The organism is Micromonospora sp. LOL_015 (genome assembly GCF_048060275.1).
Lineage (GTDB): Bacteria > Actinomycetota > Actinomycetes > Mycobacteriales > Micromonosporaceae > Micromonospora_E.
In genome coordinates this window covers 42,903-67,980 of record NZ_JBHMIO010000004.1, presented here as the reverse complement: position 1 = coordinate 67,980, position 25,078 = coordinate 42,903, and the positions used below count along the sequence as shown (strand labels likewise).

Sequence of the window (25,078 nt, the reverse complement as noted above, 5' to 3'; positions counted from 1 at the left end):
CACCTTACCGAAGGTGCTGGCGCAGCTACAATCAGAAATCCTGCATTGCCGCTGGTGGATCTTGGAGCTATTCGAGCCACTACCGGCCCCGTCGCGTGATGTCGGCAAAAAGGCAGTCAATAACGCATTCGCGCGGATTGTTGGGTCGGCGTACCCGCCTGCGACGCCTGGTCGCAGGCCCGGCGCCGACCGCCCCGGCTACTGCCCGGTCGGCCGTCCATCGGCGGGTCCGCCGGCGGATCCGGCCGGCGGATCACCCGTCGGGCGGGCGATCGTCGTGGCGGGTGTGGAACGCTTGCTCACGTTCGTAGACTGGCGCGGTGACCGCACCAGCGCCGCTCATCGCGCCCAGCATCCTGGCCGCCGACTTCTCCCGTCTGGCCGACGAGGCCCGCGCGGTCGAGGGGGCGGCGGACTGGCTGCACGTCGACGTGATGGACAACCACTTCGTGCCGAACCTGACCATCGGGTTGCCGGTGGTGCAGAGTCTGCTGCCGGCCACCTCGCTGCCGTTCGACGTGCACCTGATGATCACCGACCCGCGCCGCTGGGCACCGGGCTACGCCGACGCCGGCGCGTACAACGTCACCTTCCACGCCGAGGCGTGCGACGACCCGGTGGCGCTGGCCAAGGAGCTGCGGTCGGCCGGGGCCAAGGCCGGCCTGGCGGTCGACCGGGACACCCCGGTGGAGGACTACCTGGAGCTGCTACCCAGCTTCGACACCCTGCTGGTCATGACGATCAAGGCGGGGTTCGGCGGCCAGCGGTTCATCCCCGAGATGCTGGAGAAGGTCCGCGCCGCCCGCCGGCACGCCGCCAGCGGCCATCTTGAGCTGCGGATCGAGGTCGACGGCGGGATCGCCGCGGACACCATCGAGCAGGCCGCTGCGGCCGGCGCGGACGCGTTCGTCGCCGGCACCGCCGTGTACGGTGCCGAGGACCCCGCCGAGGCGGTCCGCAGACTGCGGCAGATCGCCGAGCGGACCGCGCCACGGTGGTGAGCCCGGAAGGGGCCGAGTCCCGGCCGGACCTGATCCTGGTCGCCGACGACGACGTCGACATCGCCCGGTTCGTCGAGGTCAACCTGCGGTTGCACGGCTTCGACGTGATGCTCGCCCATGATGGTCAGGAGGCTCTGGAGATCATCGAACGGCACCGCCCGGACCTGGCCGTGGTCGACCTGATGATGCCCCGCATCGGCGGGCTGGACCTGACCCGGCGGCTGCGGGCCGACCCGATGACCGCGGCGCTGCCGATCATCATGCTGACCGCCAAGGGGATGACCGTCGACAAGGTCGTCGGGCTGACCGCCGGCGCCGACGACTACCTGGTCAAGCCGTTCGACACCTCGGAGCTGATCGCCCGGGTCAGCTCCACTCTGCGGCGCAACCGCGAGTACCGCGAGGTGTCCCCGCTGACCGGGCTGCCCGGCAACACCCGGGTCAGCCGGGAGATCACCGACCGGGTCCGCAGCGGTGCCGACTACGCCGTCGGCTACGTCGACATCGACCGGTTCAAGAGCGTCAACGATGTGTACGGCTTCGCCCGTGGCGACGAGTTCATCTCTGCGCTGGCCCGCTGCATGCACCGGGCGGTGGTGTCGATCGGGTTGCCGCCGGCGTTCCTCGGCCACATCGGCGGCGACGACTTCGTGGTGGTCTGCGCGCCCGAACAGGTGCGGCCGATCATCGAGCAGGCGATCCTCGACTTCGAGAAGGCCGCCGACGAGCTGTACGACCCGTCCGACGCCCGGCGCGGCTACGTGGAGGTCAAGGACCGGCGCGGCAACCTGCAGAAGGCGGCCCTGGTCACTCTCTCGGTCGGGGTGGCGGTGTCGGCGGGCAGCCGCCGGTTCAGCGACCCCCGCGAGATCATCACGGTGGCCAACGAGATGAAGTCGGTCGCCAAGAGCCAACCGGGCTCGTACATCGCGGTCGACCGCCGGCTGTCCACCAACTGACCTGCGCGAACGAACCGACGATAGACAACTGTCGGGTATCCGACAGTTGCGAGGTCGGTCGCGTCCCTGGCGGTGATCCCGGTGTCCCGTGTAACACTCGGAGAAGCACCCACCACGCGCTGGCGGGACTCGGTGAAATTCCGAACCGGCGGTGATCCACGGCGCAAGCCGTGGCCAGCCCGCGACCCGGTCGTCGTCGCAGACGACGCCCGGTGGATCCGGTGAGACTCCGGAGCCGACGGTTGGGTCAGACCGTGCCAACCCGGCACGGACCGGCCCAGACAGTCCGGATGGGAGACAGCGCGCGGAACGGACGCTCTGGTGTGGCGTGCCCCGACCGGCACCGCCGTACCCGTGCAGCGCCCCGGGGCCGGTCCGTCGTGGCCGCGCGCCGAGGCGTTCCGCCGCCGCCACGCTGTCGCCGGCCACCCCCACCGGGCCCGGCACCTCCCGCCCGCCGCGCACCCCGGCAGGCGAGGAGAAGAGAAACGGCCATGGCGATCCTCTCCGAAGACGAGGCGATGCGGCGCGCCATCAACCTCGCGGTCCGTGGCCTCGGCTCGGTCAGCCCCAACCCCATCGTCGGCTGCGTCCTGCTCGACACCGCCGGCCACGTCGTCGGCGAAGGTTTCCACGCCTACGCCGGCGGACCGCACGCCGAGATCGCCGCCCTCGCCCAGGCCGGCGACCGGGCCCGCGGCGGCACCGCCGTCGTCACCCTCGAACCGTGCGACCACGTCGGGCGCACCGGACCCTGCTCCACCGCCCTGGTCGACGCCGGGCTGGCCCGCGTCGTGCTTGCCGTTCCCGACCCCAATCCGATCGCCGCCGGTGGCACCGAGACACTGCGCGCCGCCGGTATCGACGTCGAGGTCGGGCTGCGCGCCGAGGAGGCCGAGAACGCCAACATCGCCTGGTTGACCGCCGTCCGCCGGCGCCGCCCTTACATCATTTGGAAGTACGCCGCCACCCTCGACGGCCGCTCCGCCGCCGACGACGGCACCAGCATGTGGATCACCTCGGAGGCGGCGCGCGCCGACGTCCACACGCTGCGCGGCACCGCCGACGCGATCATCGCCGGCGTCGGCACCGTTCTCGCCGACGACCCTCGGCTCACCGTCCGGACCCCGAGCGCCGGCGGGCCCGCCGTCCGGCAGCCGCTGCGGGTGATCGTGGACAGCTCCGGGCGTACCCCGGCCGACGCCCGGGTCCGCGACGCCGCCGCCGGCACCTGGATCGCCACCACCGCGGACGTCGGCGCCGACCACCGTGGCCGGGTCGACCTCACCGCCCTGCTGACCGCCCTCTACGACCGGGGCATCCGCTCCGCGCTGCTCGAAGGCGGCCCGGTGCTCGCCGGGGCGTTCCTACGGGCCGGCCTGGTCGACCGGGTGGTCGGCTACCTCGCCCCGAGACTGCTCGGTGCCGGCCCCGCCGCGCTCGGCGACGCCGGAGTGCACACCATCACCGACGCCATCGACCTGACCATCGTCGACGTCACCCAGGTCGGCCCCGACCTGCGGATCACCGCCGTACCCCGGCAGAAAGAGGGCTGAGTCGATGTTCACCGGCATCATCGAGGAGCTGGGCGAGGCCGGCCCGCTCGACTGGCACGGCGCCAGCGGCGTGCTCACCGTCCACGGCCCACTGGTCGCCGCCGACGCCCGGCACGGCGACTCCATCGCGGTCAACGGAGTCTGCCTCACCGTCGTCTCCGTCGACGGACAACGGTTCGCCGTCGACGTGATGAAGGAGACCTTCGACCGCAGCTCACTGGGGACGCTGCGGCCCGGCGACCCGGTCAACCTGGAACGCGCCGCCACCCTCGCCACCCGCCTCGGCGGGCACCTGGTGCAGGGCCATGTCGACGGGGTCGCCACCGTCGTCGGACGCACCCCCGGCGACCGCTGGGAGCAGGTCCGGTTCAGCCTGCCCGCCGGCCTGCGCCGGTACGTCGTGGAAAAAGGTTCGATCGCGGTCGACGGCGTCTCGTTGACCGTCATGGAGATGTCCGACGGCGACGCCGCGGCCGCGACCGCGACCGGCGGGTCGGGCGGGCCCGGCGTGGCCGGCTGGTTCGGCGTCGGACTGATCCCCACCACCCTGCAACTCACCACCCTCGGCCGCAAACCGGTCGGGGCCCTGGTCAACCTGGAGGTCGACGTGATCGCGAAGTACGTGGCGAAGCAACTGGACGGGGCACGGTCCGTCGGCGGGGGGGTCCGCCCGTGACCGCCGCCGGGTTCGGCACCGTCGAACAGGCCCTCGACGACCTGGCCGCCGGCCGGGCCGTGGTGGTCGTCGACGACGCCGACCGAGAGAACGAAGGCGACCTGATCTTCGCCGCCGAACACGCCACCGCCGAGCTCGTCGCCTTCATGGTGCGCCACACCTCCGGCTACATCTGCGCGCCGCTGCCCGAAGCCGAATGCGACCGGCTCGACCTGCCGCCGATGTACCACACGAACCAGGACCGGCGGGGCACCGCGTACACCGTCACCGTCGACGCCCGCGAAGGCGTCAGCACCGGCATCTCCGCCGCCGACCGGGCACACACCCTGCGGCTGCTCGCTGACCCCGACGCGGGCCCGGCCGACCTGTCCCGGCCCGGCCACATCGTGCCGCTGCGGGCCCGGGCCGGCGGCGTCGTGCACCGGCCGGGACACACCGAGGCCGCCGTCGACCTGGCCCGCCTCGCCGGGTTGCACCCCGCCGGGGTGCTCTGCGAACTGGTCAACGACGACGGCACCATGATGCGTCTGCCCGACCTGGAGAAGTTCTCCGCCGACCACGGGCTCACCCTGATCACCATCGCCGACCTGATCGCCCACCGGCGGCGGACCGAGTCCCACGTCGAGCGGGTCGCGCAGGCCCGGCTGCCGATGCCGTACGGGGTGTTCCGCGCCGTCGGGTACCGGGTCGCCCATGACCCGGCCGAACACATCGCCCTGGTCCACGGTGACCTCGACGACGGCCGTGACGTGCTGGTCCGGGTGCACTCCGAGTGCCTCACCGGGGAGGTGTTCGGCTCGCTGCGCTGCGACTGCGGCCCGCAGCTGGACGCCGCCCTGGCCCGGGTCGCCGCCGAGGGCCGCGGCGTGGTGCTCTACCTGCGCGGCCACGAGGGCCGCGGCATCGGCCTGGCCCACAAGCTGCGCGCCTACCAGCTGCAGGACCAGGGACGAGACACCGTCGACGCCAACCTGGAGCTCGGCCTGCCCGCCGACGCCCGCGACTACGGCACCGGCGCGCAGATCCTGCACGACCTCGGGGTCCGGTCGATCCGGCTGCTCACCAACAACCCGGACAAGGTGTCCGGGCTGACCGGGTACGGCCTGAACGTCGTCGATCGGGAACCGTTGACCGTCCACCCGCATCCGGAGAACGTGCGCTACCTGCGTACCAAACGGGACCGGATGGGCCACCTGCTCGACGGTCTCGACCAGCCGGCCGGCGCAGCACCGGCCGACCTCGACGGCGCGACCGACCTCGACCCGGTCGGCGAATTATCCGGAGGGCGGGCCTGATGGCCGGATTCGGCGAACCCGGGGTCTCCAGCGTCGACGCCGCCGGGCTCACCGTCGGCGTCGTCGCCGCCCGCTGGCACACCGGCCTGGTCGACGCGATGCTCACCCGGGCGCTCGACGCCGCCGACGCCTGTGGTGTCGCCGATGTGCAGGTGGTCCGGGTCGCCGGCTCCGTCGAACTGCCCGTCGTCGCCCAGGCCCTGGCCCGGCGCTGTGACGCGGTGGTCGCCCTCGGCGTGGTGGTACGCGGCGCCACCGCCCACTTCGACTACGTGTGCCGGTCGGTCACCGACGGCCTGACCCGGGTGTCACTCGACGAGTCCACCCCGGTCGGGCACGGCGTGCTCACCGTCGAGACCATCGACCAGGCCCGCGACCGGGCCGGGCTGCCCGACTCGGCCGAGGACAAGGGCTGGTCGTCGATGGTCGCCGTACTCGACGCCGCCCTGGCCCTGCGGGCCGTTCACGCCGTACCGGTGGGCTGAACCTGACCCTCGCCAACAGCAGTACCCCGACCCGTCACGTTCCCGCCGCTCACGCGGTAAACCAGATGCGCTGGTGACACGTCGTAGTGGCGTGACGCCCGAACTGGTCACCGACCTGGGCTCGGGGAGGACGATGCCACGACAGCGGGCACAGACGACGACGTGGGCGGCGGACGAGGCGGTCACCCGCCTGTTCGCCGCGCACTACCGCCCGCTGGTGCGCCTCGCCACCCTGCTGCTGCGGGAACCGGGCATGGCCGAAGAGATCGTGCAGGACGCCTACGTGGCCCTGCACAGCCGCTGGTGGCGGCTCCGCGACGCTGACAAGGCGCTCGGCTACCTGCGGGTCACCGTGGCCAACCGGTGCCGGTCGGCGATCCGCCACCGACGGGTCGTGCAGGCCCACCTGGCCGCCGCCCGGCCCGACCCCGACGCACCCAGCGCCGAAGCCGGCGCCCTCGACCAACTCCGCCACGCCGACGTGATCAGCGCGCTGCGCGCCCTACCGCCCCGCCAGCGGGAGGCGATCGTGCTGCGCTACTACGCCGACCTGTCCGAGGCGCAGATCGCCGACGCGATGGGGGTCAGCCGGGGCGCGGTGAAGAGCCACACCGCACGCGGCATCGCCGCGCTGCGTACCAGCCTGGACGGCATGTGATGGACACCGACCACGACAACCAGCCCGACGACGCCCGCACCGCCGACCTGCTGCGCCGGGCGCTGCACACCGAAGCCGACCGGACCGACGTACGGCCCGACGGGCTGACCTCGATCCGCAGGAAGATCGACGCCCGTCGGCGGCGCCGGGTGCCGGCCGTGCTGCTGGGTGCCGCCGCCGCGACCGTCGCCGCCAGCCTGGTCGGCGTGGTCGGCTGCCTGCCGCCGGCCCCGCAGCCCGACCCGCCGTCCGGGGCGGCCAGCGCCGGCCCAGCCCCGCCCGGCCCAGCCCCGCCCGGCGCGGCATCGACCAGCCAGCCGACGGACCGGCCGGCCGACCGCGACGGCCCGGTCGCCGGCCCGGCGACCGGTCGTCCGCCGACCGCCGGTGCCGCCGGACAGCAGGCCGGTACCCCGGTGGCGACCCTGCCGGTCTACTACGTCGACGCGGCCGACAGCGGCGGGTCGCGGCTCTACCGCGAGTTCCACCGTTTTCAGCTGACCGACACCGGCGTCGTCGCCGAACTGCGGGCCGCGCTCGGCGAGATGCTCACCGCGGCCCGGCTCGCCGACCCCGACTACCGCACCCTGTGGCCGGCCGGGGCCAGCGTGGCCACCGTGTGGACCCAGTACGACATCGTCGGCGTCAACATCACCGGAGCCGGGGTCGCCAACCTCGACGCCGCCGGGGCCGCCGCCGCGGTGCAGCAGCTCGCCTGGACCGTCGCCGGCGTCACCGGCGGCGACCCGAGGATCCGGCTGCTGCTCGACGGCGAGCCGGTGGACCGGCTGTGGGGTCACATCGACACCGGTAACGAGATCACCAAGGGGGCCGCGCTGGACACCCTGGCCATGCTCTGGCTAATCGACCCGCAGCACGGCGACACCGTCGGGTCGACCTTCACGGTGCACCTCGCCGGCAGCGTCCACGAGGCCACCGCCCAGCTGCGGATCCGCCAGGGCGGACAGGTCGTGCACCGGCAGTACGTCACGCTCGACGCGGGCGCACCCGGCCGGGGTGAGGCGTTCGTCGAGCTGAGCCTGCCGCCCGGTGACTACATCATCGAGGCGTACGAGGAGTCGATGGTCGCCGACGAGGCCCCCCGGCACCTCGTCGACGCCGCAATCACCGTACGGTGACCGATCGCCCGGCGGACGGACGGCGACCCGCACCGACCGCCGTACGGTGATCAGCAGGTGGACCGGTGCGGACCCGGTGCCGACCCGCCCGGTGCCGGGCTGCCACAATCGGGCACCGTGAAGACGTTCGAGGAGCTGTTCGCCGAGCTGCAGGCCAAGGCGGCGGCCGGGACCCCGGGCTCGTCGACGGTGGCCGCGCTGGAGCGCGGCGTGCACGCCATCGGCAAGAAGGTCGTCGAGGAGGCGGCCGAGGCGTGGATGGCCGCCGAGCACGAGACCCCCGACCGGGCCGCCGAGGAGATCTCCCAGCTGCTCTACCAGGCGCAGGTGCTAATGCTGGCCACCGGCCTGGAGCTCAAGGACGTCTACCGACATCTCTGACCCGCCCTTGCGACCGTGAACCGCACCCTCGTGTGACCCTCACACCCTCGACAGGAGCGAGACCGAGATGCTGCGCATCGCCGTACCGAACAAAGGCACCCTCTCCGGACCGGCCGCCGACATGCTGCGCGAGGCCGGCTACCGCCAACGCACCGACCCCAAGGACCTGGTCTGCCGCGACGAGGCCAACGACGTCGAGTTCTTCTACCTGCGGCCCCGCGACATCGCCACCTACGTCGGCAGCGGTGAGCTGGAGCTCGGCATCACCGGCCGGGACCTGCTGATCGACTCCGGCAGCCCGGCCGAGGAGCTGCTCGACCTCGATTTCGCCGGGGCGACGTTCCGGTTCGCCGCCCGCCCGGAGACCCTGACCCGGGTGCCGGAGCAGATCGCCGGGCGACGCATCGCCACCGCGTACCCCGGGGTGGTCGAGAGCTACCTCGGCGAACACGGGCTGAAGGCCGAGGTGGTCCGGCTCGACGGAGCGGTGGAGAACGCCATCCGGCTCGGCGTCGCCGACGTCATCGCCGACGTGGTGGAGACCGGTGCCACGCTGCGTCAGGCCGGGCTGGTCACTGTCGGCGAGCCGATCCTGCGGTCCTCGGCGGTGCTGGTGCACCCGGCCGGCACCGCCACCACCGGCCAGGCCGACCAGCTGATCCGCCGGCTGCAGGGGGTCCTGGTAGCCCACCGGTACGTGATGCTCGCCTACGACGTGCGCGCCGACCTGCTGGAGCAGGCGACCGCGCTGACCCCGGGCATCGAGTCGCCGACCATCTCGCCGCTGCACCGGGAAGGCTGGGTGGCGGTGCAGGCGATGGTCCGCCGCGCCGAGGTGCACCGGATCATGGACGAGCTGTACGAGGTCGGCGCCCGCGCCATCCTGGTCACCTCCATCCACGCCTGCCGCCTCTGAGCACGGCCACGCCTCCATCCGCGTGTTGCTGGACCACTTGGGCAGCGTGTGTGGATCGGGCGTAGGTACGCGGCAGAAAACGCCATTCGGTTGGTAGCGGGACGATCTATGACGCGATAGCGTCATGCGTCCTGACGGACACGTTCCGTCATTTGGGTTGGGCTTGGTTCGCGTCCGCCGAGGAGGTCACGTGGCGCCGGAGCGGATCGGCGGCTACCGCATCGTCGACCTGATCGCACCCGGGGGCATGGGGGAGGTGTATCTCGCTGTCTCCCCGACCGCCGACCGGGTCGCCCTCAAGTTGATCAAGCCCGAGCTGGTCGAGGACGAGAGCATCCGGGCGCGGTTCGCCGCCGAAGTCGACAGTCTCAAGCAGGTGTACGGGTCGTTGGTGGCTCGCCTGGAGGACGCCGACCCGTACGCCGATCCACCCTGGCTGGCGGTGGATTACGTGCCGGGGGCCACCCTGCGCCAACACGTCGATGCCCATGGTCCGTTACCGCTGCCGACCGCCGCGATGATCGCCGCGCTGCTGGCCGAAGGGTTGGCCAAGGTGCATCAGCAGGGGCTGCTGCATCGCGACCTGAAGCCGCAGAACGTCATCCTCGGCCCTGCCGGCCCCAGGCTGATCGATTTCGGCCTGGCGGTGCTGATCGGTCGTGAGCACGGGCAGACCCGACCGGGTGAGATGGTCGGCACCCCCGCCTACATGGCGCCGGAGCAGATCGACAGCGACGGCGAGCTGACCTCGGCGGTGGACGTCTACGGGCTGGCCGCCACTGTCGTGTACGCATTGACCGGGCACCACCTTTACCCGCAGGCGCATGGCTGGCACCTGGTGCGGCGCATCGCCGACCCGGCGGACCTGCCGGACCTGACCGGGCTGCCGGCCGAGCTGACGCAGCTCATCGGGGCGATGCTGGCCTTCGACTCGACCGCCCGGCCGAGCCTGGCCGCGGTCAAGGACCGGATGCTGCAGGTCGCCACCGCGACCAGCGGCTCCAGCGTCGCCGACCTGCGCCGCACGGTCGTCGAGACGACCTTCGACGCCAGCCGCGAGCTGTCGATCCCGCCGGAGCTGACCGACCCGGTTGTCGACCCTGAGCGGGGGATCTTCGGTGACCCGGAGCCGGAGCCACCATCGACGGATCCCGGACCGTCCGGCGCTGAACAGCCGGCACCGGTCGACCCGGCACCGACCCCGGTCGACCCGATCCCGCCCGCGCCCCGCCCCGAAGTGTCCTGGCTGGTGGAGCAGGTGCGACAGCGTTACGCCCGCCGGCCGACGCTGCTCAGCTGACGGCCACCGCACCGACCGCCCGTCAAGCCGGCCGCCGGCCGTAGCCCCACCCGGTAGGAGAGCTTTCCGATGAGCACCCCGCAGCCCATCTTCGCGCCCGGTTCGCGGATCGTCGTCCGCGACGAGGAGTGGCTGGTGCGTACGGCGACACCGGCCCCACCCGACGGCACGATGATCAAGGCGGTCGGGGTGTCCGAGTTCGTCCAGGACATCGAGGCAACCTTCTTCACCGGGATCGACACGGTGCGATCGATGCGGCCGGAGGAGACGATCCTGGTCCAGGACAGCACATCCCGGTTCCGGCAGAGCCGACTGTTCCTGGAGGCGGTGCTGCGCCGCACCCCGCTGCCCCGGTCCGAGCGCAACCTGGCGCTCGCCGACAGGTTCCTGCTCGACCCGTTGACCTACCAGCTGCGCCCGGTCGAGCTGGCCCTCGCCGGGCTGCGGCCACGGATCCTGCTCGCCGACGTGGTCGGCCTCGGCAAGACCCTGGAGATCGGTCTGATCCTCGCCGAGCTGATCCGGCGTGGTCGAGGGGAACGGATCCTGGTGGTCTCGCCGCAGCAGGTGCTGGAGCAGTTCCAACGGGAGCTGTGGACCCGGTTCGCGATCCCGCTGGTGCGGCTCGACTCCACCGGCATCCAGCGCATCCAGCAGGAGATCCCGGCCGGGCGTAACCCGTTCACCTACTTCAAACGGGCGATCATCTCGGTCGACACCCTCAAGGACGCCGGCCAGTTCGGCCACCACCTCGACGCGATCACCTGGGACGCGGTGGTCATCGACGAGTCACACAATCTCATCAACAGAGGCACCCAACGCAACGAGCTGGCCCGCCGGCTCGCCGCCAAGACCGACGCGCTGCTGCTGGCCAGCGCCACCCCGCACAACGGCGACAAGGAGTCGTTCGCCGAGCTGATCTCGCTGCTCGACCCGGCGGCGATCGTCGACAAACGTAACTACCAGCCCGACGACATCGCCCACCTCTACCTGCGCCGCACCAAGATCAGCCCGGAGGTACGGGACCAGATCGGCGACCGCTGGGCCGACCGGGGGCCCTCGCTGCCGGTGCCCTGCCCGGCCACCCCGGCCGAGGAGGAGATCTTCGCCGAGCTGACCCAGGTGTGGCTGGCCGGCAAGTGGAGCGACGAACCGGCCCGCGGCCAGGACCGGCTGTTCCCGTACACGTTGTTGAAGTCGTTCCTGTCCTCGCACGTCGCGCTGGCCGAGACGGTCGCCGTCCGCCGCCGTAAGGCGACCGGCACCGAACGGGCGGCCCTGGACCGACTCGCCGAGCTGACCTCCGCGATGACCGACCGTGACTCCAGCAAACTCGACCATCTGATCGAGGAGCTGCGGTCCATCGGCGTCGGGCCGGGCAGCACCACCCGGGTGGTGATCTTCTCCGAGCGGGTGCAGACGCTGAACTGGCTCGCCGAGGTGGTGCCCGCCCGGCTCGGCCTCCGCCCGGCCGCCATCCGGGTGCTACACGGCGGTGTCGCCGACGCCGACGAGCAGCGGATTCTGCAGGAGTTCGAGCTGGAAGGCAGTACGGTGCGGCTGCTGTTTACCGGCGACGTCGCCTCCGAGGGCGTCAACCTGCACCGGCAGTGTCACCACCTGATCCACTACGACATCCCGTGGAGTCTGATTCGCATCGAGCAGCGCAACGGCCGGGTCGACCGCTACGACCAGCGGCGCAGCCCCGAGTTCCGGGCGCTGATCCTCACCTCCGAGGTGCCCGACGCCAAGGACGACCGGACAGTGGCGGAGAAGCTGCTGCACCGCGAGCAGCACGCACACCGCACCCTCGGCAGCGTCGAAGCGGCCACCGGCTACTTCGACGCCAAGGTGGAGGAGGACCGGCTGGTCAAGGACCTGCTCGCCGGCAAGACGGTCGAAGAGTCGTACGCCGAGGCCGGCGTCGAAGCCGAGCTGGACCCGATGGCGCAGCTGCTCGCCGAAGTCGGCAGCGCACCGGAGGCCGCCGAGGTGCCCCGGGCGCAGGTGCCGAAACTGTTCGACTCCACTCGCGACTTCGTCGACACCGCGCTGCGTGAGCTCTACGCCGACCGGCCCGAGGACGCCCTCGACCTGCGCCGTGAAGACACGCTGCTGACCTTCCACGCCCCTGACGACCTGGTGGCGCGCCTGTCCGACCTGCCCCGCTCCTACCTGAAAGCGCACCAGGAAGGCGACCAGCTGCGGCTCAAGGTCACCCTCGACCGTCGGCTCGCCCAGCGCAAACTCGCCGAGGCGCGGGAAAGCCGCACCACCGTCTGGCCGGAGATCGCCTACCTCAGCGACGTACACCCGATGATCGACTGGCTGGTCGACAAGGTGCTGATCCGGCTCGGCCGCCAGCAGGCCCCGGTGCTCACCGCCGACGTGCCCGGCCCGGTCTTCCTGATCCAGGGCGTCTACACCAACCGGCTCGGCCAGCCGACCGTGGTGCAGTGGATGGCCGTCGCCGGGCTGCCCGACACGCCGACGATCCGCCCGATGGACGAGGTGCTGCGGGAAGCCGGCGTCGGCCCCGACATGGTCAACCCCGCGCGGCCCGTCCCGCTGGACCCGCTGACCGACCTGCTCCCGGCCGCCGTCGACGCCGCCCGCGGCTACCTCGCCGCCCGCCGCGACGAGGTGACCGAGGCCAACGCCGAGCCGCTGCGCCACTACCGGGCACGGCTCGGCCGATTCGAGCAGGCCAGCCTCTTCGACGAGCTGTCGGCCGCCCAGCAGACCCGCCGCCGCCAGCGGGTCAGCGCCACCGTGCAGGAGCAGCACGACCTGCTCGACCGGCTGGAAACCGCCGGCGACCCGCTGCTGCGGGTGCTCGCCGTCCTCGCACCGTCCACGTTGCCCGCCTCGCCCGTCTCATCCACCTCGCCCGCCTCGTCGCCGGAGACCGCCGCATGAGTTTCGACGCACTGACCAACCGTGGCGAATACCTCTCCCCGCACTACCTCGCCGAGGTGCTGCCCACCACCCTCAAGGGCGGCCTGCTGAAACGCTGGGCCGAGGAGGAGAAATCCGGCCGGGTCACGCCCCGGGCCGGGCTGCGCGGGATGCGTCGGGACTACTTCGACGCCCGCACCGAGCTGGCCGACACCGACCTGTACGACGCGGAGCGGCTGCGCAAGCTGCACGACGAGGTGCTGCGCCGCCTCGGCTTCGACCCGGCCCCGCAGCTGCTCACCGTCGAACGCTCCGGCCAGGACCACGAGGTGCGGGTCGCCCACGCCGAGGTCAGCAGCACCGGCCAGGGCATCGTCGCGCTCGACTGCGGCTGGGCCGTCGACACCGACGCCGCCCAGGACCCCGGCGGCGCCGGCCGGCTGCTCGACCCGTTCACCCCGGCCGGCGGCGAGACGATCACCACCGGGCAGAAACTCGCCTCCTGGCTGTTCGCCGCCGAGCAGCCCAACCTGCGGTACGTGCTGATCCTCAGCGGTGGCGTGATCACCCTCGCCGACCGGGCCGCCTGGGGTGAGGGCCGCTACCTGGCGGTCAGCCTGGACACCGCGTACGCCCGCAACGACGAGCGTGAGCTCGACGTCGTCGCGGCGCTGTTCGGCGCCGATTCACTGCGCCCGCCCGCCGAAGGTGGCAGCGAGCCCCTCGCCGACCTGGTCGCCGGCTCCCGGTCGCACGCCGTCGGCGTCTCCGGTGAGCTGCGCCAGGGCCTGCGGGACTCGGTCGAGCTGATCGCCAACGAGGTGCTGGACCGCATCCGGGAAGCCGGTTTCCAGCCGCAGCAGGTGATGCAGCTGGACGAACTGGCCAAGGAGCTGGGCCGGGAAGCGCTGCGCTACCTCTACCGGATCCTGTTCCTGCTCTACGCCGAAGCCCGCCCCGAGCTGGGCGTGCTGCCGGTCGACGACCCCGAGTACGTCAGCGGCTACAGCATGGCCCGCCTCGGCGATCTGGTTGCCCGCCGGCTGCCGCCGTCCGCCGAAAACGGCTTCCACCTGTACGAATCCCTCGACCTGCTGTTCACCAAGGTCAACAAAGGACACCGGCAGCGCGACGGGGTGGCGGTGGCGGACAACGCCAGCGACGGCGTCGGCCTGCGGTTCGAACCCCTGCGCTCCGACCTGTTCCTGCCGGAGAAAACCCATCTGATCGGCCGGCGGCTGCCGCGCCCGGACGCCGACCCCGACGACCCGGCCGCCCCCACCATCGACACCCGGCTGCGCAACGCCACCCTCTACCAGGTGCTGCGCCGGCTGATGCTCACCAAGGGCGGGCGCAAACGTCGCGGCGGCTTCATCTCGTACGCCCAGCTCGGCATCAACCAGCTCGGCGCGGTCTACGAAGGGCTGATGTCCTACACCGGCTTCGTCGCCACCGAAACGCTCTACGAGGTGGCCAAGCACGGCGACCCGAAGGACGGCTCGTGGATGATCCCGGCCTCCAAGGCCGACGAGTACGACGACAGCGTCTTCGTCTACCGGGAGAACCTCTACACCGGGGTGCGGAGCCGGGTCAGCTACGAGCCGGGCCAGTTCGTCTGGCGGCTCGCCGGCCGCGACCGTCAGACCAGCGCCTCCTACTACACCCCGCAGTCGTTGACCGAGGTCACCGTCCAGCTGGCGTTGAAGTACCGGCTCGACCAGCACGGCACCGTCACCCGGGCGCGGGAGCTGCTCGACTGGACGATCTGCGAGCCGGCGCTCGGCTCCGGTGCGTTCCTCAACGAGGCGATCAACCAGGTCGCCGCCGAGTATCTGCGCCGCAGGCAGAAGGAGCTGGGCGTCAGCCTCGACCCGGAGGCGTATCACCTGGAGTTGCAGCGGGTTAAGGCGTACATCGCGTTGCACAACAGTTACGGCGTCGACCTCAACCGCACCGCCGTCGAGCTGGCCGAGGTGTCGATCTGGCTCAACGTCATGCACGCCGGCCTCCAGGCACCCTGGTTCGGCCTGCACCTGCAACGCGGCAACTCACTGATCGGCGGTGCCCGCAAGCTGTACGACCCGAAGCAGCTGGCCGACAAGTCGTGGCTGACCACCGCTCCACAGGACAAACCGTTCCGTGACGGCGACATCGAGCCGGGCACCATCCACCACTTCCTGCTGCCGGCCGACGGCTGGGGCGCGGTCGCGGGGGAGAAGGAGGCCCGCGAGCTGGCACCGACCGAGACCGAACGGCTCCGCAAATGGCGTACGGCGATGCGCCGCACCCCGAACGCGAAGGGCACCAAGGCCAAGCCGTCGCAGGTGGCCAGGCTGCAGGCCCTGGCCGGCCGGGTCGAGTTCCTGTGGACCCTGGTACGCCGTCGGCTCGCCCTCTCCGAGCAGGAGATCCGCCGGCACATCCCGGTCTGGGGTGCCGACGATCTGCCCCCGGTGACCGAGGCGGTGCCCCGCGAGGAGATCCTCGCCGACCTGACCGCCGCAGGAACGCCGTACTGGCGGCTGAAAACCCTGATGGACACCTGGTGCGCCCTGTGGTTCTGGCCGCTGGACAAGGTCGGTCTGCTGGATGGCTCCGATGCGTCGGCGTACCCGGCGGAGCCGGTCGAGGTCACCCATGTGCGGGAGGAGCCGTCGTACGACGATCCGGTGAGCTTCGAGCGCCTTCCGCTGTGGGGTGAGGTGCCGCCGCAGCAGTTGGCGATGCCGCTGCGGCCCACCGGGACCCGCAAGGTTAGCCGGCCTGAGCGGATCGACCGGCCGAGCGCCCTGACCAGCCTCGACGACTGGCTCACCTTCGCCGAGGCGTTGGTCGGCCGGCACGACATTCCGGCTGACTCACTCGTCAGCGGCTTCACCAAGCTGGAGGATTTGAGCGACTACGAGGACTCGCTGATCGGCCCGATGGGCATGGAACAGGCGCACCGCCTCGGCGGCCGATTTCCCTGGCTGTCCGTCGCCGAGGCGATCGCCGACCAGCGGGGCTTCTTCCACTGGGAGCTGACCTTCGCTCACGCCTTTGCCAACGGCGGCTTCGACCTCCAAGTCGGCAACCCACCCTGGGTCCGCCCGCGCTGGGACGAAGGTGGGGTACTTGCCGAGGATGCGCCGTGGTTTCGGCTGGAGGAGAAGCCGCCGACTGAGGTCTGGCGGGAGCGGAAATCGATTCAACTCGATATCAGCTCGATCCGACTGGGATTCCTGCGTCAGCTAGCGAGCAATTCTGGGATGGTGGACCTGCTGACGCACCGGGGAGCCTACCAACTTCTCGTCGGCACCCAGCCTGACCTTTACCGGGCCATGATGTGTCAGGTGTGGGCGCATCTCAGTTCGACTGGCACGGCGGGGATGGTGCATCCCGACACCCACTTTGGCGGTACGAAGGAAGGTACGCTCCGCGAAGCTGCTTATCGACACCTGCGGGTTCATGGCGGATTCGTCAATGTTGCCAATTGGGCCTTCGATGATGCGAGTCGTAATATCGAGTTCGGGGTTCACATCTACGGGAGTCGGCAGGAGATTCGGTTCAAACATCTAAGCCGACTCTATGGTGCCAGAGTATTGGCCGATTCCCTGGAGCACGACGGCAGTGGGCCGATCCCGGGCCAGCGGCACAACGGCTCCTGGGACATCAGGCCACATAGGTCCCGCGTGATCGAGGTGGATTCCGGCACTCTGCAACTTTGGCAGGCTCTGCGTGGGGACAGCGACGGGCGTCCGGAGCGCGCCAGCCTGTTGCAGCCGATCACCACGCAAGAGGAGCGGGCGATTGCCGCTCTCGGCAAGGTGAATCATCGGCTAGGCGATGTGAAGCTCTGGGTGAGCCGTGGCTACGACGAGGCGAACGGGAAGAAAGACGGCTTGATCCGATGGCACCAGGGGCAGCCAAGTTCGCTAAATGATCTGGTTCTGCAGGGTCCACACTTCGGCATCGCCACGCCGTTTGCCAAGCAGCCGCGTATGCCTTATCGTAGCAACAACGACTGGAATCCGGTCGACCTCACGTATTTGCCGCCGGACTTCGTGCCGGGCGCCAACTATGTACTCGCTGGTTCTGAAGCGGAAACCAAAGCGGCTCAAGATGTTTGGGATGAAACTCGCTACACGCAGCGCTACCGCCTAGCCTGGCGGCGAATGATAGCTTTTAATACGGAGCGGTCTCTTTTTGTGGCACTTATTCCACCGGGTGTATCGCATGTCCATGCCGTTCATTCGCTAGCTTTGGGTAGTGATCGATTGACTATACTTCAAGCTGGTCTCTGGTCTTCTATTCCTATTGACTACCTGTTGCGAATTTCTGCTCGCGCGGATCTGGGTACTTCGGACGCTGTTCTGCTGCCAATGATGGACGCCTCTCATCCATTATCATCCGATTTATTGTTGCGGACATTGCGTTTGAATTGCCTGACGGGTGCATATGTGATGCTGTGGTCCTACTTGTACCAATCAAGCTGGCGGACGGCAAGTTGGGCCGCTGGTTGGCTAAACCTTGAAGCATTGGGTCGGGTCGGGTCGGTTTGGGGAGAGGGAACTCCGCTCAGGAGTGATCGATCTCGGCGGGCGGCCTTGGTGGAGATCGATGCGTTAGTTGCGGTTTGGCTTGGTATCGGGATCGAGGAGCTTTGTGCAATTCTGCGGTCGCGGTTTCCGATACTGGTCGAGCGTGAGAGCCAAATGTGGTTTGATGCTACAGGTCGGAGGATTGCTGCTGATTCCTATGCGTTCGGGATTGGGCAGGCCAAGGAGCAATACGAGCAGTTGATGGCGTACTTGGAGGACCCGGAGCGGAATCCGGTGCCGGATGGGTACGCGGCGCCGTTTTATAAGGCTGATCGCGAGAATGAGTACCGTCAGGCGCATGCCGTGTTCAGCAAGCGACTCCAGGACGCCATCGATGCGGGCTGGGAGCCGTCGTAGCTCGCGCAGCCACGCGACGGGACCTGCGGGTTTCCGTTCCCGTCGGTGAGTCGGCCGACTGAGACCCGGCTGTCGGCGAGTGGGGGCGCTGCGCGTCGCCAGCGCGCGGTCAGGTCTGGGGCACCAGCACGGCGGTGCCTGACCAGTTGATGTGTTCGTGCCGGATGTGGTGCCACGGTTCGCCGTCCTCGTCGAGGCCGGTCAGCTCGGCGAGGTAGTGGCCGATGCCGTACCCGGCGGCCCGTAGGGTGGCGACGGCCCACGTGTGAAGCTGGTCGGCGACACGCTCGGGGTGGCGCTGGTCGAACGGAACCTCGATGACCCCGAGCAGGTCGTAGCGTTCGTTGACCGTACCTGGGTTGATCACCTGGCACAGCGAGAATCCGTACCGTTCGTGCTGCTCGCCGTCCACCCATGCCAACTGTCCTGCCACTGTGCCCTCCTTGACCAACTCATGCTGCTCTGTGGAGGAAGCATCGCGCGACAGGAAAGTTATATCAACCCCTTGTGTTGTTCATGATCACCTGGTGTGATGTTGTGGTCACCATCCAATCGCGAGGGAGGCCACCGATGGCACGTGCACCGAGGACACGTAAGACACCTACCAGCGCCGCCATGTCGCCCACCGTGCAGGCCATGGAGCTCGGCCTCCGGTTACGCGAGCGCCGCGAGGAGCTGGGCATGACCGCCGTCGGTGTCGGCCGCAGCAGCGGCATCACCCAGGCGTACGTCTCCGGAGTGGAGATCGGCAAGGTCAAACTCCCCGCCGACCGGCTCGCCCAGCTCGTCAAGATCTACGAGATCGACGACCAGGAGGCCGCCGAGCTGGAGGCGCTGCGGGTCGGCGCGATGGCCCGCGCCTGGTGGCACACGTACAAGCAGCTCTTCCCGGCCGAGTTCCTGCGTTTCCTCGGCTACGAAGCGGGCGCCGACCACATTCGCACCTACCAGGGCGAACTCATCAACGGCCTGCTGCAGACCCAGGCGTACGCCCGCGCGATCCTGCGTGGCGGCAACACCTACGTCCGGCTCACCGAGACCGAGCAGCGCATTGAGGTGCGCCTGGCCCGGCAGCGCCGGCTCGCCGAAGACCCGCCGCTGCGTGTCACCGCGATTTTCGGCGAAGGGGCGATCCGGCAGCAGGTCGGCGGCCCCGAGGTGATGCGCGCCCAGCTCGACCACCTGACGGACCTGATGACCCGGCAGCCGGAGCAGTTCCAGATCCACATCGTTCCGTACTCCGCCGGTGCGTACCCGGCGCTCGGTGGGCCGTTTCAGATTTTGTCGTTCCCGTCGACGCGGGTGCCGGATCTGGTCTGGCAGGAGGTGCTGACCTCCAGTGACATCATCGACCAGTCGAGCCGGGTCGCCGACTACACGATTACCTTCGGGGAGACGTTGGAGCGGGCGTTAAGCTTCGAGGAGTCCCTCGCCCTGATCCGCCAGGTCGCCCAGGAGATGGAATGACCGAGCAAGACCCCGTAAGTGGCTGGTTCAAGTCCTCCCGCAGCTCCGACAACGCTGCCTGCGTCGAGGTCCGCCTCAGCGCCGACACCATCGGCGTACGCGACTCTAAGGACCGCGGCGGCCCCGCGCTCGCCTTCGACCCGGCCGCCTGGACCGGCTTCCTCACCACCCTCAAGGCAACCGACCCCAGCTGACCGGCGACCTGCCGGGAATGCTCGTGCCGGGTACGTCGGGCCACACCTCGGTGGCCCGGCGTTCCGGCGTAGGTGGCGGTGCGAAGTGACGAGTTGAAGGCAGGCCGAGTGGCGCAGTGGGTGTTGCAGTGCAACCCGGAGCGGTGGCGGATCCACGACTTCTTCGCCTCTGGCCAGGAGCTGGGCTACTGGTCCATCACGCGGTACGCCTCGGAGGTCGCCAGCGGAGACCGGTTCGCGTTGTGGGTCAGCGGCAAGAACGCCGGCGTCGTCGGCCTGGGTGAGGTCGTGGGCAGCCCGACCGAGGAGGACCCGGGCGACGCGGCGGACGGCGTACAGTGGGCGGTCGCGCTCGGCCGGGGGCAACGCCGCTGGCTGCTACCGATCACCCTGACCAGCAACTTTGTTGACGATGCCGTGCCCAAAGCCGAGCTGGCGGCGGATCCGCAGTTCGCTGACAGCGCGATCATCCGGCAGCCCGTTCCGGGTGACCGACACGGAATGGGCAGCCCTGCTCCGACACGTCGGGGATCGCGGCGCAACACCCTTCGGAGCCGTGCTGCTGACATTGCCAGGTGCCCGCGCCTCCGGAAGCCCGCCGGTGGTCAGGCTGGCGGCACCCGACGAGGAGTCCGCAGCGGTCGGTGACTTCACCTTCGAAGGCGACCTCCGGCGTGTCGGCACTGCGGAACATCGTGGTGAACAGGCGTCCCTACGCCGCCGGCTGTTCGGGTCAGCCGCTGAAGCGACCTGCGCGCTGTGCGGCCAGCGATACCCGGTGCGCTTCCTCTGGGCCGCGCACATCAAGAAACGGGCCGCGTGCAGCGACGACGAGCTGCGCGACCTGGACAACATCGCCATGCCGGCCTGCCTGTTCGGCTGCGACGCCCTGTTCGAGGCCGGCTACATCGCTGTTGGCGACGACGGCCGGGTCATCGCGGCCGACCATGCCGACGCTGGTATCGCCCTTGCCGAACGGCTCGACCTGCTCGCCGGGAAAGAGATCGTTGTGTATGCCCCGGCCAGTGCTGGCTACTTCAGGTGGCACCGGGAGAACATCTTCCGGGGGTAGCTCCGTTCGCAGCATGGATGCGAGGCCCCTCAGGTGACCTTGATGATTTCCGACAGTGCTCGGCGGGTGACGGAACTTTAATCTGGTGGGGAGGTCGGTCGGGGACCGGCGGTGGGCCAGGTGGTGGCGGAGGATGCCGTGTCCGTTCGACGTGGACCGTCGGCGCTGCTTCTCGCGCCAGCGTACGACCATGGCGAGTACGTCTCCGCCGAAAGCCTGGGTCTTCGAGCCGTGGCGGCGGTGCTGCACCAGCTGGGTGCTGACGTGCACGTGATCGACGAGTGCCCGATGCCGCCTCCGGATGCTGTTCGGCAGTTCGCGCGCGACGCGGTCCTGGTCGGTGTCGGAGTGCTGTTCACGCGGCAGACTTCCGACGCGATCGAGCTGGTCCGCTGGCTGCGCCGTGACGCCCCGGCCGCCTACTACATGATCGGCGGCCAGGGACTCCAGTTCCTGTGGGAAGACGTCATGCGTGACTGCCCTGAGCTGGACTCGGCATGCATGTACGAGGGCGATGAGGTGATCGCCGAGGTCTGGTCGAGGCTGCTCAGCGACCGGGACGACCGCGGGGTGAAAGGCCTGTACGTACGTGATGGCGCCGGTGTCATGAGCGCCGGACCCCGTCCGCCAGTAGCCAGGCTCGATGACCTGCCGTTCGCGTACCGCGAACCGGACGCCGGGGCGTACCGGGGCGGGCACGCCACGATGTCGACCAGTCGTGGATGCGCCGCCCACTGCACCTTCTGCCAGTCCGGCAACTATGCCAATCGCTACCACGAACTGCCGCGATGGCGTCACCGCAGCGCCAGGTCGGTCGTTGACGAGATCGCCTACCTGCACGACGTCCACGGCGTCGACGCGGTCAGCATCGTCGACGACGACTTCCTCGGCGGCGCGGGTCAGGGGCGTGACCGCGCCTTCGAGTTCGCGGACCTGCTCGACCGCCTGCCGTTTCGGATCACCTACTCGATCGAGTGCCGGGTCGACGAGATCGACGAGCAGATTCTGGCCCGGTTGCGGTCGGCCGGGCTGCGGCATTTACTGATCGGCATCGAGTCGGCCACGGACCCCGACATCAAACTCTTCGGCAAGCGGACCACGACAGCGGCGGTGGAGGACGCCATCGCCACGCTGCGGCGGCTGAACATCGACTTCTCGACGGGCTTCATCATGTTCCAGCCGACGTCTACGCTGGACGGCGTGGCGGAGAATCTCGCCTTCCTCGCGCGGAACCGGATCACCAACTACCGTCGGCTCACGAACCGACTTGAGTTGTACCCGGGCGCCCCGCTGCTGCGCTTCTACGAGCGGCAAGGCTTGGCGCTGCGGGCCGACGGCTACCGGGTCTACTACGACTTCGCCGATGATCTGGTGTCGCACCTGTACTCCGGCATGCGCCAGGTACTCGCGCCGTACCGGCAGGTCGAGACGATCTGCGAGTCGCAGAGGTTCGAGGCCGCGCGGAGTCATGACGAGGCCTCGGATCAGCGCCTCGCCCTGCTGCGCGCCTACTCGGACGAGATCTCGTCATCTCTGGTCGCGGCGGCTGTCGGCGGCCGGTAGATGCCTGTCCGAGGTGTCCGAGGAAGGGCTGGCCGCGTCGTTCGGACAGGTCACCGCAGAGGTCGCCATCCAGACGTCACGACTTGCGGCAACGCTGCGACCGGAAAACCTCACGGCCGAGACGACAAGGAGGAGACGGGGGTGATGATGCGATGAAGCGCGACGGAGGTTGGGTCAATGGCAACGGCGGTGGCGGCTGACGAGGGAGTTTCATCGTGGGAATGACCGTGCGCGATGTCATGTACGGCGGCATGTACCTCGCGGAGTGCAGGTTCGCGAACGTCGATCGGTTCGTCGAGTTCGTCGCCGCGCGCATCGACCTGGACGCCGTGGTCACCGCGGAGGCCGGAGCCGCGATGCTCCGGGCGTTGGCCGACGACCTCGCGTCGCAGGGGCACGGGCCGGTCAGGGATGAAGCCTCGGCGCTGCACACCCTCGTCGCGGAGGACCTGCGGACAATCGCCGCGACGCCGCTGCCCGATACGGAATCCTCCGTGCGGGAGCGGATCGACGCGGCGGCCAGGTCCATCAAGACCAGGCTCACCCAAGCCGGCCTGGACCTGGGCGAATCGGACCTGCACATCGTGGACGAGTTCCCCGCACCGTTCAACCAGTTCGGATGGGCGGCGTTCGCGCCGGACCGGGAGGACGAGGAGCGCTACGACATCCGACCCGGCGTCTACTTCCGGCGCGACGCGCTCCGACCGATCTACAGCGAGGCGCTCTTCGCCCACGAACTCATCCACACGGTGCCGGGCCGGGTCGATCCGGAAATCTACGCGATGGGCTTGGAAGAGGGAATAGCCGAGGTGCTGGGCACCTGCTTTGCCGCGACCGCCGCTGTGCCGCTGGCCGCGTTGCGCAATGTGCTTGTCTACGGCCGTCACGGAGTGGAGCGACCGAAGCTCTGGTCGCTCTACCGGGACCACACCCGGCAGGCAAACCTGCTGTACCGGGAGTTCGGCATCGAGGGTCTCGTCGAGCTCGCCCATCGAGGACGCGCCAGCATCCACGCGGCGGAGATCGCGGTCTTCTCCGGAACGTTCGGCCAGCTCGACCTGCCGCGCGGTACCTGGAACGACGACACGACGGCGCTGCTCGACAGCTTCTGCGACGGGTATCTGCCGTCGCACGTGTTCACCCCGCTCGAAGTGGTGTTGCTCGACCAGGTGGACGAGGGACGTTCACTCGTCGAGGTGTGCCGGCAGGCCGACGTGCCGGCCGAGGTCGGCGTACCGGTGCTCAAACGCCTGGGCAGCGAATCGGCGCTGTTCGTCCGAGACGGTGAGCAGGTCGGCTACTCCAACGTGCGGCACTACCTCGCGATGAGCGAGGCGGCGAACCAGCCGGTCATCAGGTACCTACCGCCGAGCGGCAGTACGTCGCGGAGATGAGGTTCCGTGCACCCCCTCACGCCATCGCGCCGGACCCTGCTGGGAGCGCTCTCCGACCTGTACCGCAGTCGGGGACTGCTGCTCGGCACGCTGGCGATGGCCGTCGGGTTGCTGCTGATCCTGATCACTCCCTCGGAGAGCCCCACCATCACCAGCGGACCCGACGGGGCACTGACGATCTCGACACCGGCGAGTCTCTGGTCGAAGCTGCGGATCTACGACGTCGGGATAGCGGTGTTCCAGGCCGGACTGACGATCACCATCTTCCAGGTGCTGCTGAATCAGGTGGCGGAGGACCGGTTCATGGAGATGGTGCGGTCCGCGCTGGCGCAGCAGGAGGACAGGGTACGCACGGCGGTGGCCCAGTCGTTGGCGGCGGGCTCGCGGATCGAAGCGCTCCGGCTCGCGCCCGAGGAACTGGACCGGGTGATCGAAAACGCCGCGCGGCTGCGCAGTGGGAGCGCCGACCTGGGGACGGTGATCGCACGCAAGCTGCGTACCAACGTCTTCGAGTCCCATGAGCGGTGGCGCAACCTGGTGGTGCGGGCTGAGCTGTTCGGGCTGGACACCGCTGAGGCGAGCGGGCGACAGCACGACTACTACGACGTCTTTCTCCAGTTCGGTTACCACACGACGGATGTCAAGCGCACCAGATTCACCTTCAAGGTCGGCACCTGGCAGGAGGACTACGACCGCCTCCTGCGCTCCCCGGACATGGGCGTGGTCTGGCGGCTGCCGTCGACCGGCGAGTTCGACGGCCGGTGGGACGAGGGGTTCTCGCTGCTGAGCGTGAACTTCGGCGGCCAGCAGGTGCAGTTCCAGAAGAACGACCTGGAGCGTGAGTACGTCGCGTTTCCGCCGGCCGAGGAGTTCGCCGACCGGACCGACCTGTTCGTCCAGTACTCGTTCAACGCGAAGGTCCTGGCGGACGGCAACCTGCTCAGCTTCGAAGTACCCAGACCGACGTTCTCCGCGACCTACTCGATCAGCGTCTCCGTCTCGGACATCGCCCGGATCCGGGCGCTGGACTACTTCGGCCTCACCCGCCCGGCATCGGTGGAGTACGCGCCCGGACTCGACGACACCCGGTTCATCGCCATCTCCGTCGACGACTGGATCCTGCCCAAGGCCGGCGCGGTTGTCGTCTGGCGACGCCGTTAGCGCAGACCCAACGGTGGATGCGGACA

21 protein-coding genes are annotated in these 25,078 nt (G+C 69.6%); 20 read left to right on the top strand and 1 reads right to left on the bottom strand.

Annotation, left to right across the window (positions count from 1 at the left end; all coding sequences use genetic code 11):
- Nucleotides 1-320: 320 nt before the first annotated feature.
- From rpe to ACFHWU_RS05665, 13 genes are all read left to right on the top strand, one after another.
- Nucleotides 321-1,001 carry a ribulose-phosphate 3-epimerase gene (rpe, locus tag ACFHWU_RS05725; protein ID WP_416557076.1) on the top strand — a complete coding sequence of 227 codons (681 nt, stop codon included), beginning with the start codon at nt 321-323 and terminating at the stop codon, nt 999-1,001.
- Nucleotides 995-1,960 (top strand): response regulator, encoded by a 966-nt coding sequence (locus ACFHWU_RS05720; protein ID WP_416567746.1) that lies wholly within the window; start codon nt 995-997, stop codon nt 1,958-1,960. Before rpe ends, ACFHWU_RS05720 begins: the two co-directional genes overlap by 7 nt.
- A gap of 494 nt (nt 1,961-2,454) precedes the next feature.
- Entirely contained in the window at nt 2,455-3,516 is a 1,062-nt protein-coding gene (gene ribD / locus ACFHWU_RS05715) for a bifunctional diaminohydroxyphosphoribosylaminopyrimidine deaminase/5-amino-6-(5-phosphoribosylamino)uracil reductase RibD (protein ID WP_416567747.1), read from the top strand.
- Nucleotides 3,517-3,520: 4 nt separating this feature from the next.
- Nucleotides 3,521-4,192: a riboflavin synthase gene (locus tag ACFHWU_RS05710; RefSeq protein ID WP_416589976.1), complete on the top strand. Its 672-nt coding sequence runs from the start codon at nt 3,521-3,523 to the stop codon at nt 4,190-4,192.
- Nucleotides 4,189-5,487 carry a bifunctional 3,4-dihydroxy-2-butanone-4-phosphate synthase/GTP cyclohydrolase II gene (locus ACFHWU_RS05705; protein WP_416567749.1) on the top strand — a complete coding sequence of 433 codons (1,299 nt, stop codon included), beginning with the start codon at nt 4,189-4,191 and terminating at the stop codon, nt 5,485-5,487. The genes ACFHWU_RS05710 and ACFHWU_RS05705 overlap by 4 nt, the downstream gene beginning before the upstream one ends.
- On the top strand, nt 5,487-5,972 hold the full coding sequence (gene ribH, locus ACFHWU_RS05700) for a 6,7-dimethyl-8-ribityllumazine synthase (RefSeq protein ID WP_416589975.1): 486 nt from the start codon (nt 5,487-5,489) through the stop codon (nt 5,970-5,972). The genes ACFHWU_RS05705 and ribH overlap by 1 nt, the downstream gene beginning before the upstream one ends.
- Nucleotides 5,973-6,063: 91 nt before the next feature.
- A complete protein-coding gene (locus ACFHWU_RS05695) occupies nt 6,064-6,630 on the top strand; it encodes a SigE family RNA polymerase sigma factor (protein WP_416589974.1) in 567 nt (188 codons plus the stop codon).
- Nucleotides 6,630-7,769, top strand: coding sequence for a Gmad2 immunoglobulin-like domain-containing protein (locus ACFHWU_RS05690; protein WP_416589973.1), 1,140 nt, complete (start codon nt 6,630-6,632; stop codon nt 7,767-7,769). The genes ACFHWU_RS05695 and ACFHWU_RS05690 overlap by 1 nt, the downstream gene beginning before the upstream one ends.
- A 117-nt stretch (nt 7,770-7,886) precedes the next feature.
- A complete protein-coding gene (locus tag ACFHWU_RS05685) occupies nt 7,887-8,150 on the top strand; it encodes a phosphoribosyl-ATP diphosphatase (protein ID WP_123604575.1) in 264 nt (87 codons plus the stop codon).
- Between the two features lie 67 nt (nt 8,151-8,217).
- Nucleotides 8,218-9,066: an ATP phosphoribosyltransferase gene (hisG, locus tag ACFHWU_RS05680; protein ID WP_416557068.1), complete on the top strand. Its 849-nt coding sequence runs from the start codon at nt 8,218-8,220 to the stop codon at nt 9,064-9,066.
- A gap of 190 nt (nt 9,067-9,256) precedes the next feature.
- A complete protein-coding gene (locus ACFHWU_RS05675) occupies nt 9,257-10,366 on the top strand; it encodes a serine/threonine-protein kinase (RefSeq protein WP_416589972.1) in 1,110 nt (369 codons plus the stop codon).
- A 69-nt stretch (nt 10,367-10,435) separates the two neighbouring features.
- Entirely contained in the window at nt 10,436-13,285 is a 2,850-nt protein-coding gene (locus ACFHWU_RS05670; RefSeq protein WP_416589971.1) for a helicase-related protein, read from the top strand.
- A gap of 308 nt (nt 13,286-13,593) precedes the next feature.
- On the top strand, nt 13,594-18,201 hold the full coding sequence (locus tag ACFHWU_RS05665; RefSeq protein ID WP_416589970.1) for a class I SAM-dependent DNA methyltransferase: 4,608 nt from the start codon (nt 13,594-13,596) through the stop codon (nt 18,199-18,201).
- 109 nt (nt 18,202-18,310) lie between these two features.
- Here the strand turns inward: ACFHWU_RS05665 and ACFHWU_RS05660 are convergent, their stop codons facing one another.
- Entirely contained in the window at nt 18,311-18,634 is a 324-nt protein-coding gene (locus tag ACFHWU_RS05660; protein ID WP_416589969.1) for a hypothetical protein, read from the bottom strand.
- 137 nt (nt 18,635-18,771) lie between these two features.
- Between ACFHWU_RS05660 and ACFHWU_RS05655 the strand changes: the two genes are divergently transcribed.
- The 7 genes from ACFHWU_RS05655 to ACFHWU_RS05625 all read left to right on the top strand — a co-directional run bounded on the left by ACFHWU_RS05655 (nt 18,772) and on the right by ACFHWU_RS05625 (nt 25,052).
- Entirely contained in the window at nt 18,772-19,668 is an 897-nt protein-coding gene (locus ACFHWU_RS05655) for a DUF5753 domain-containing protein (RefSeq protein WP_416589967.1), read from the top strand.
- A complete protein-coding gene (locus ACFHWU_RS05650) occupies nt 19,665-19,862 on the top strand; it encodes a DUF397 domain-containing protein (RefSeq protein ID WP_416589966.1) in 198 nt (65 codons plus the stop codon). Before ACFHWU_RS05655 ends, ACFHWU_RS05650 begins: the two co-directional genes overlap by 4 nt.
- 78 nt (nt 19,863-19,940) lie before the next feature.
- Nucleotides 19,941-20,510, top strand: coding sequence for an EVE domain-containing protein (locus ACFHWU_RS05645; protein WP_416589965.1), 570 nt, complete (start codon nt 19,941-19,943; stop codon nt 20,508-20,510).
- Complete coding sequence (locus tag ACFHWU_RS05640) at nt 20,464-20,934, top strand: hypothetical protein (protein ID WP_416589964.1); 471 nt, start codon at nt 20,464-20,466, stop codon at nt 20,932-20,934. Before ACFHWU_RS05645 ends, ACFHWU_RS05640 begins: the two co-directional genes overlap by 47 nt.
- A gap of 138 nt (nt 20,935-21,072) precedes the next feature.
- Entirely contained in the window at nt 21,073-22,497 is a 1,425-nt protein-coding gene (locus ACFHWU_RS05635; RefSeq protein WP_416589963.1) for a B12-binding domain-containing radical SAM protein, read from the top strand.
- A 215-nt stretch (nt 22,498-22,712) separates the two neighbouring features.
- Entirely contained in the window at nt 22,713-23,891 is a 1,179-nt protein-coding gene (locus ACFHWU_RS05630; protein WP_416589962.1) for a hypothetical protein, read from the top strand.
- Between the two features lie 6 nt (nt 23,892-23,897).
- A complete protein-coding gene (locus ACFHWU_RS05625; protein ID WP_416589961.1) occupies nt 23,898-25,052 on the top strand; it encodes a hypothetical protein in 1,155 nt (384 codons plus the stop codon).
- The last annotated feature ends 26 nt before the right edge of the window (nt 25,053-25,078 follow it).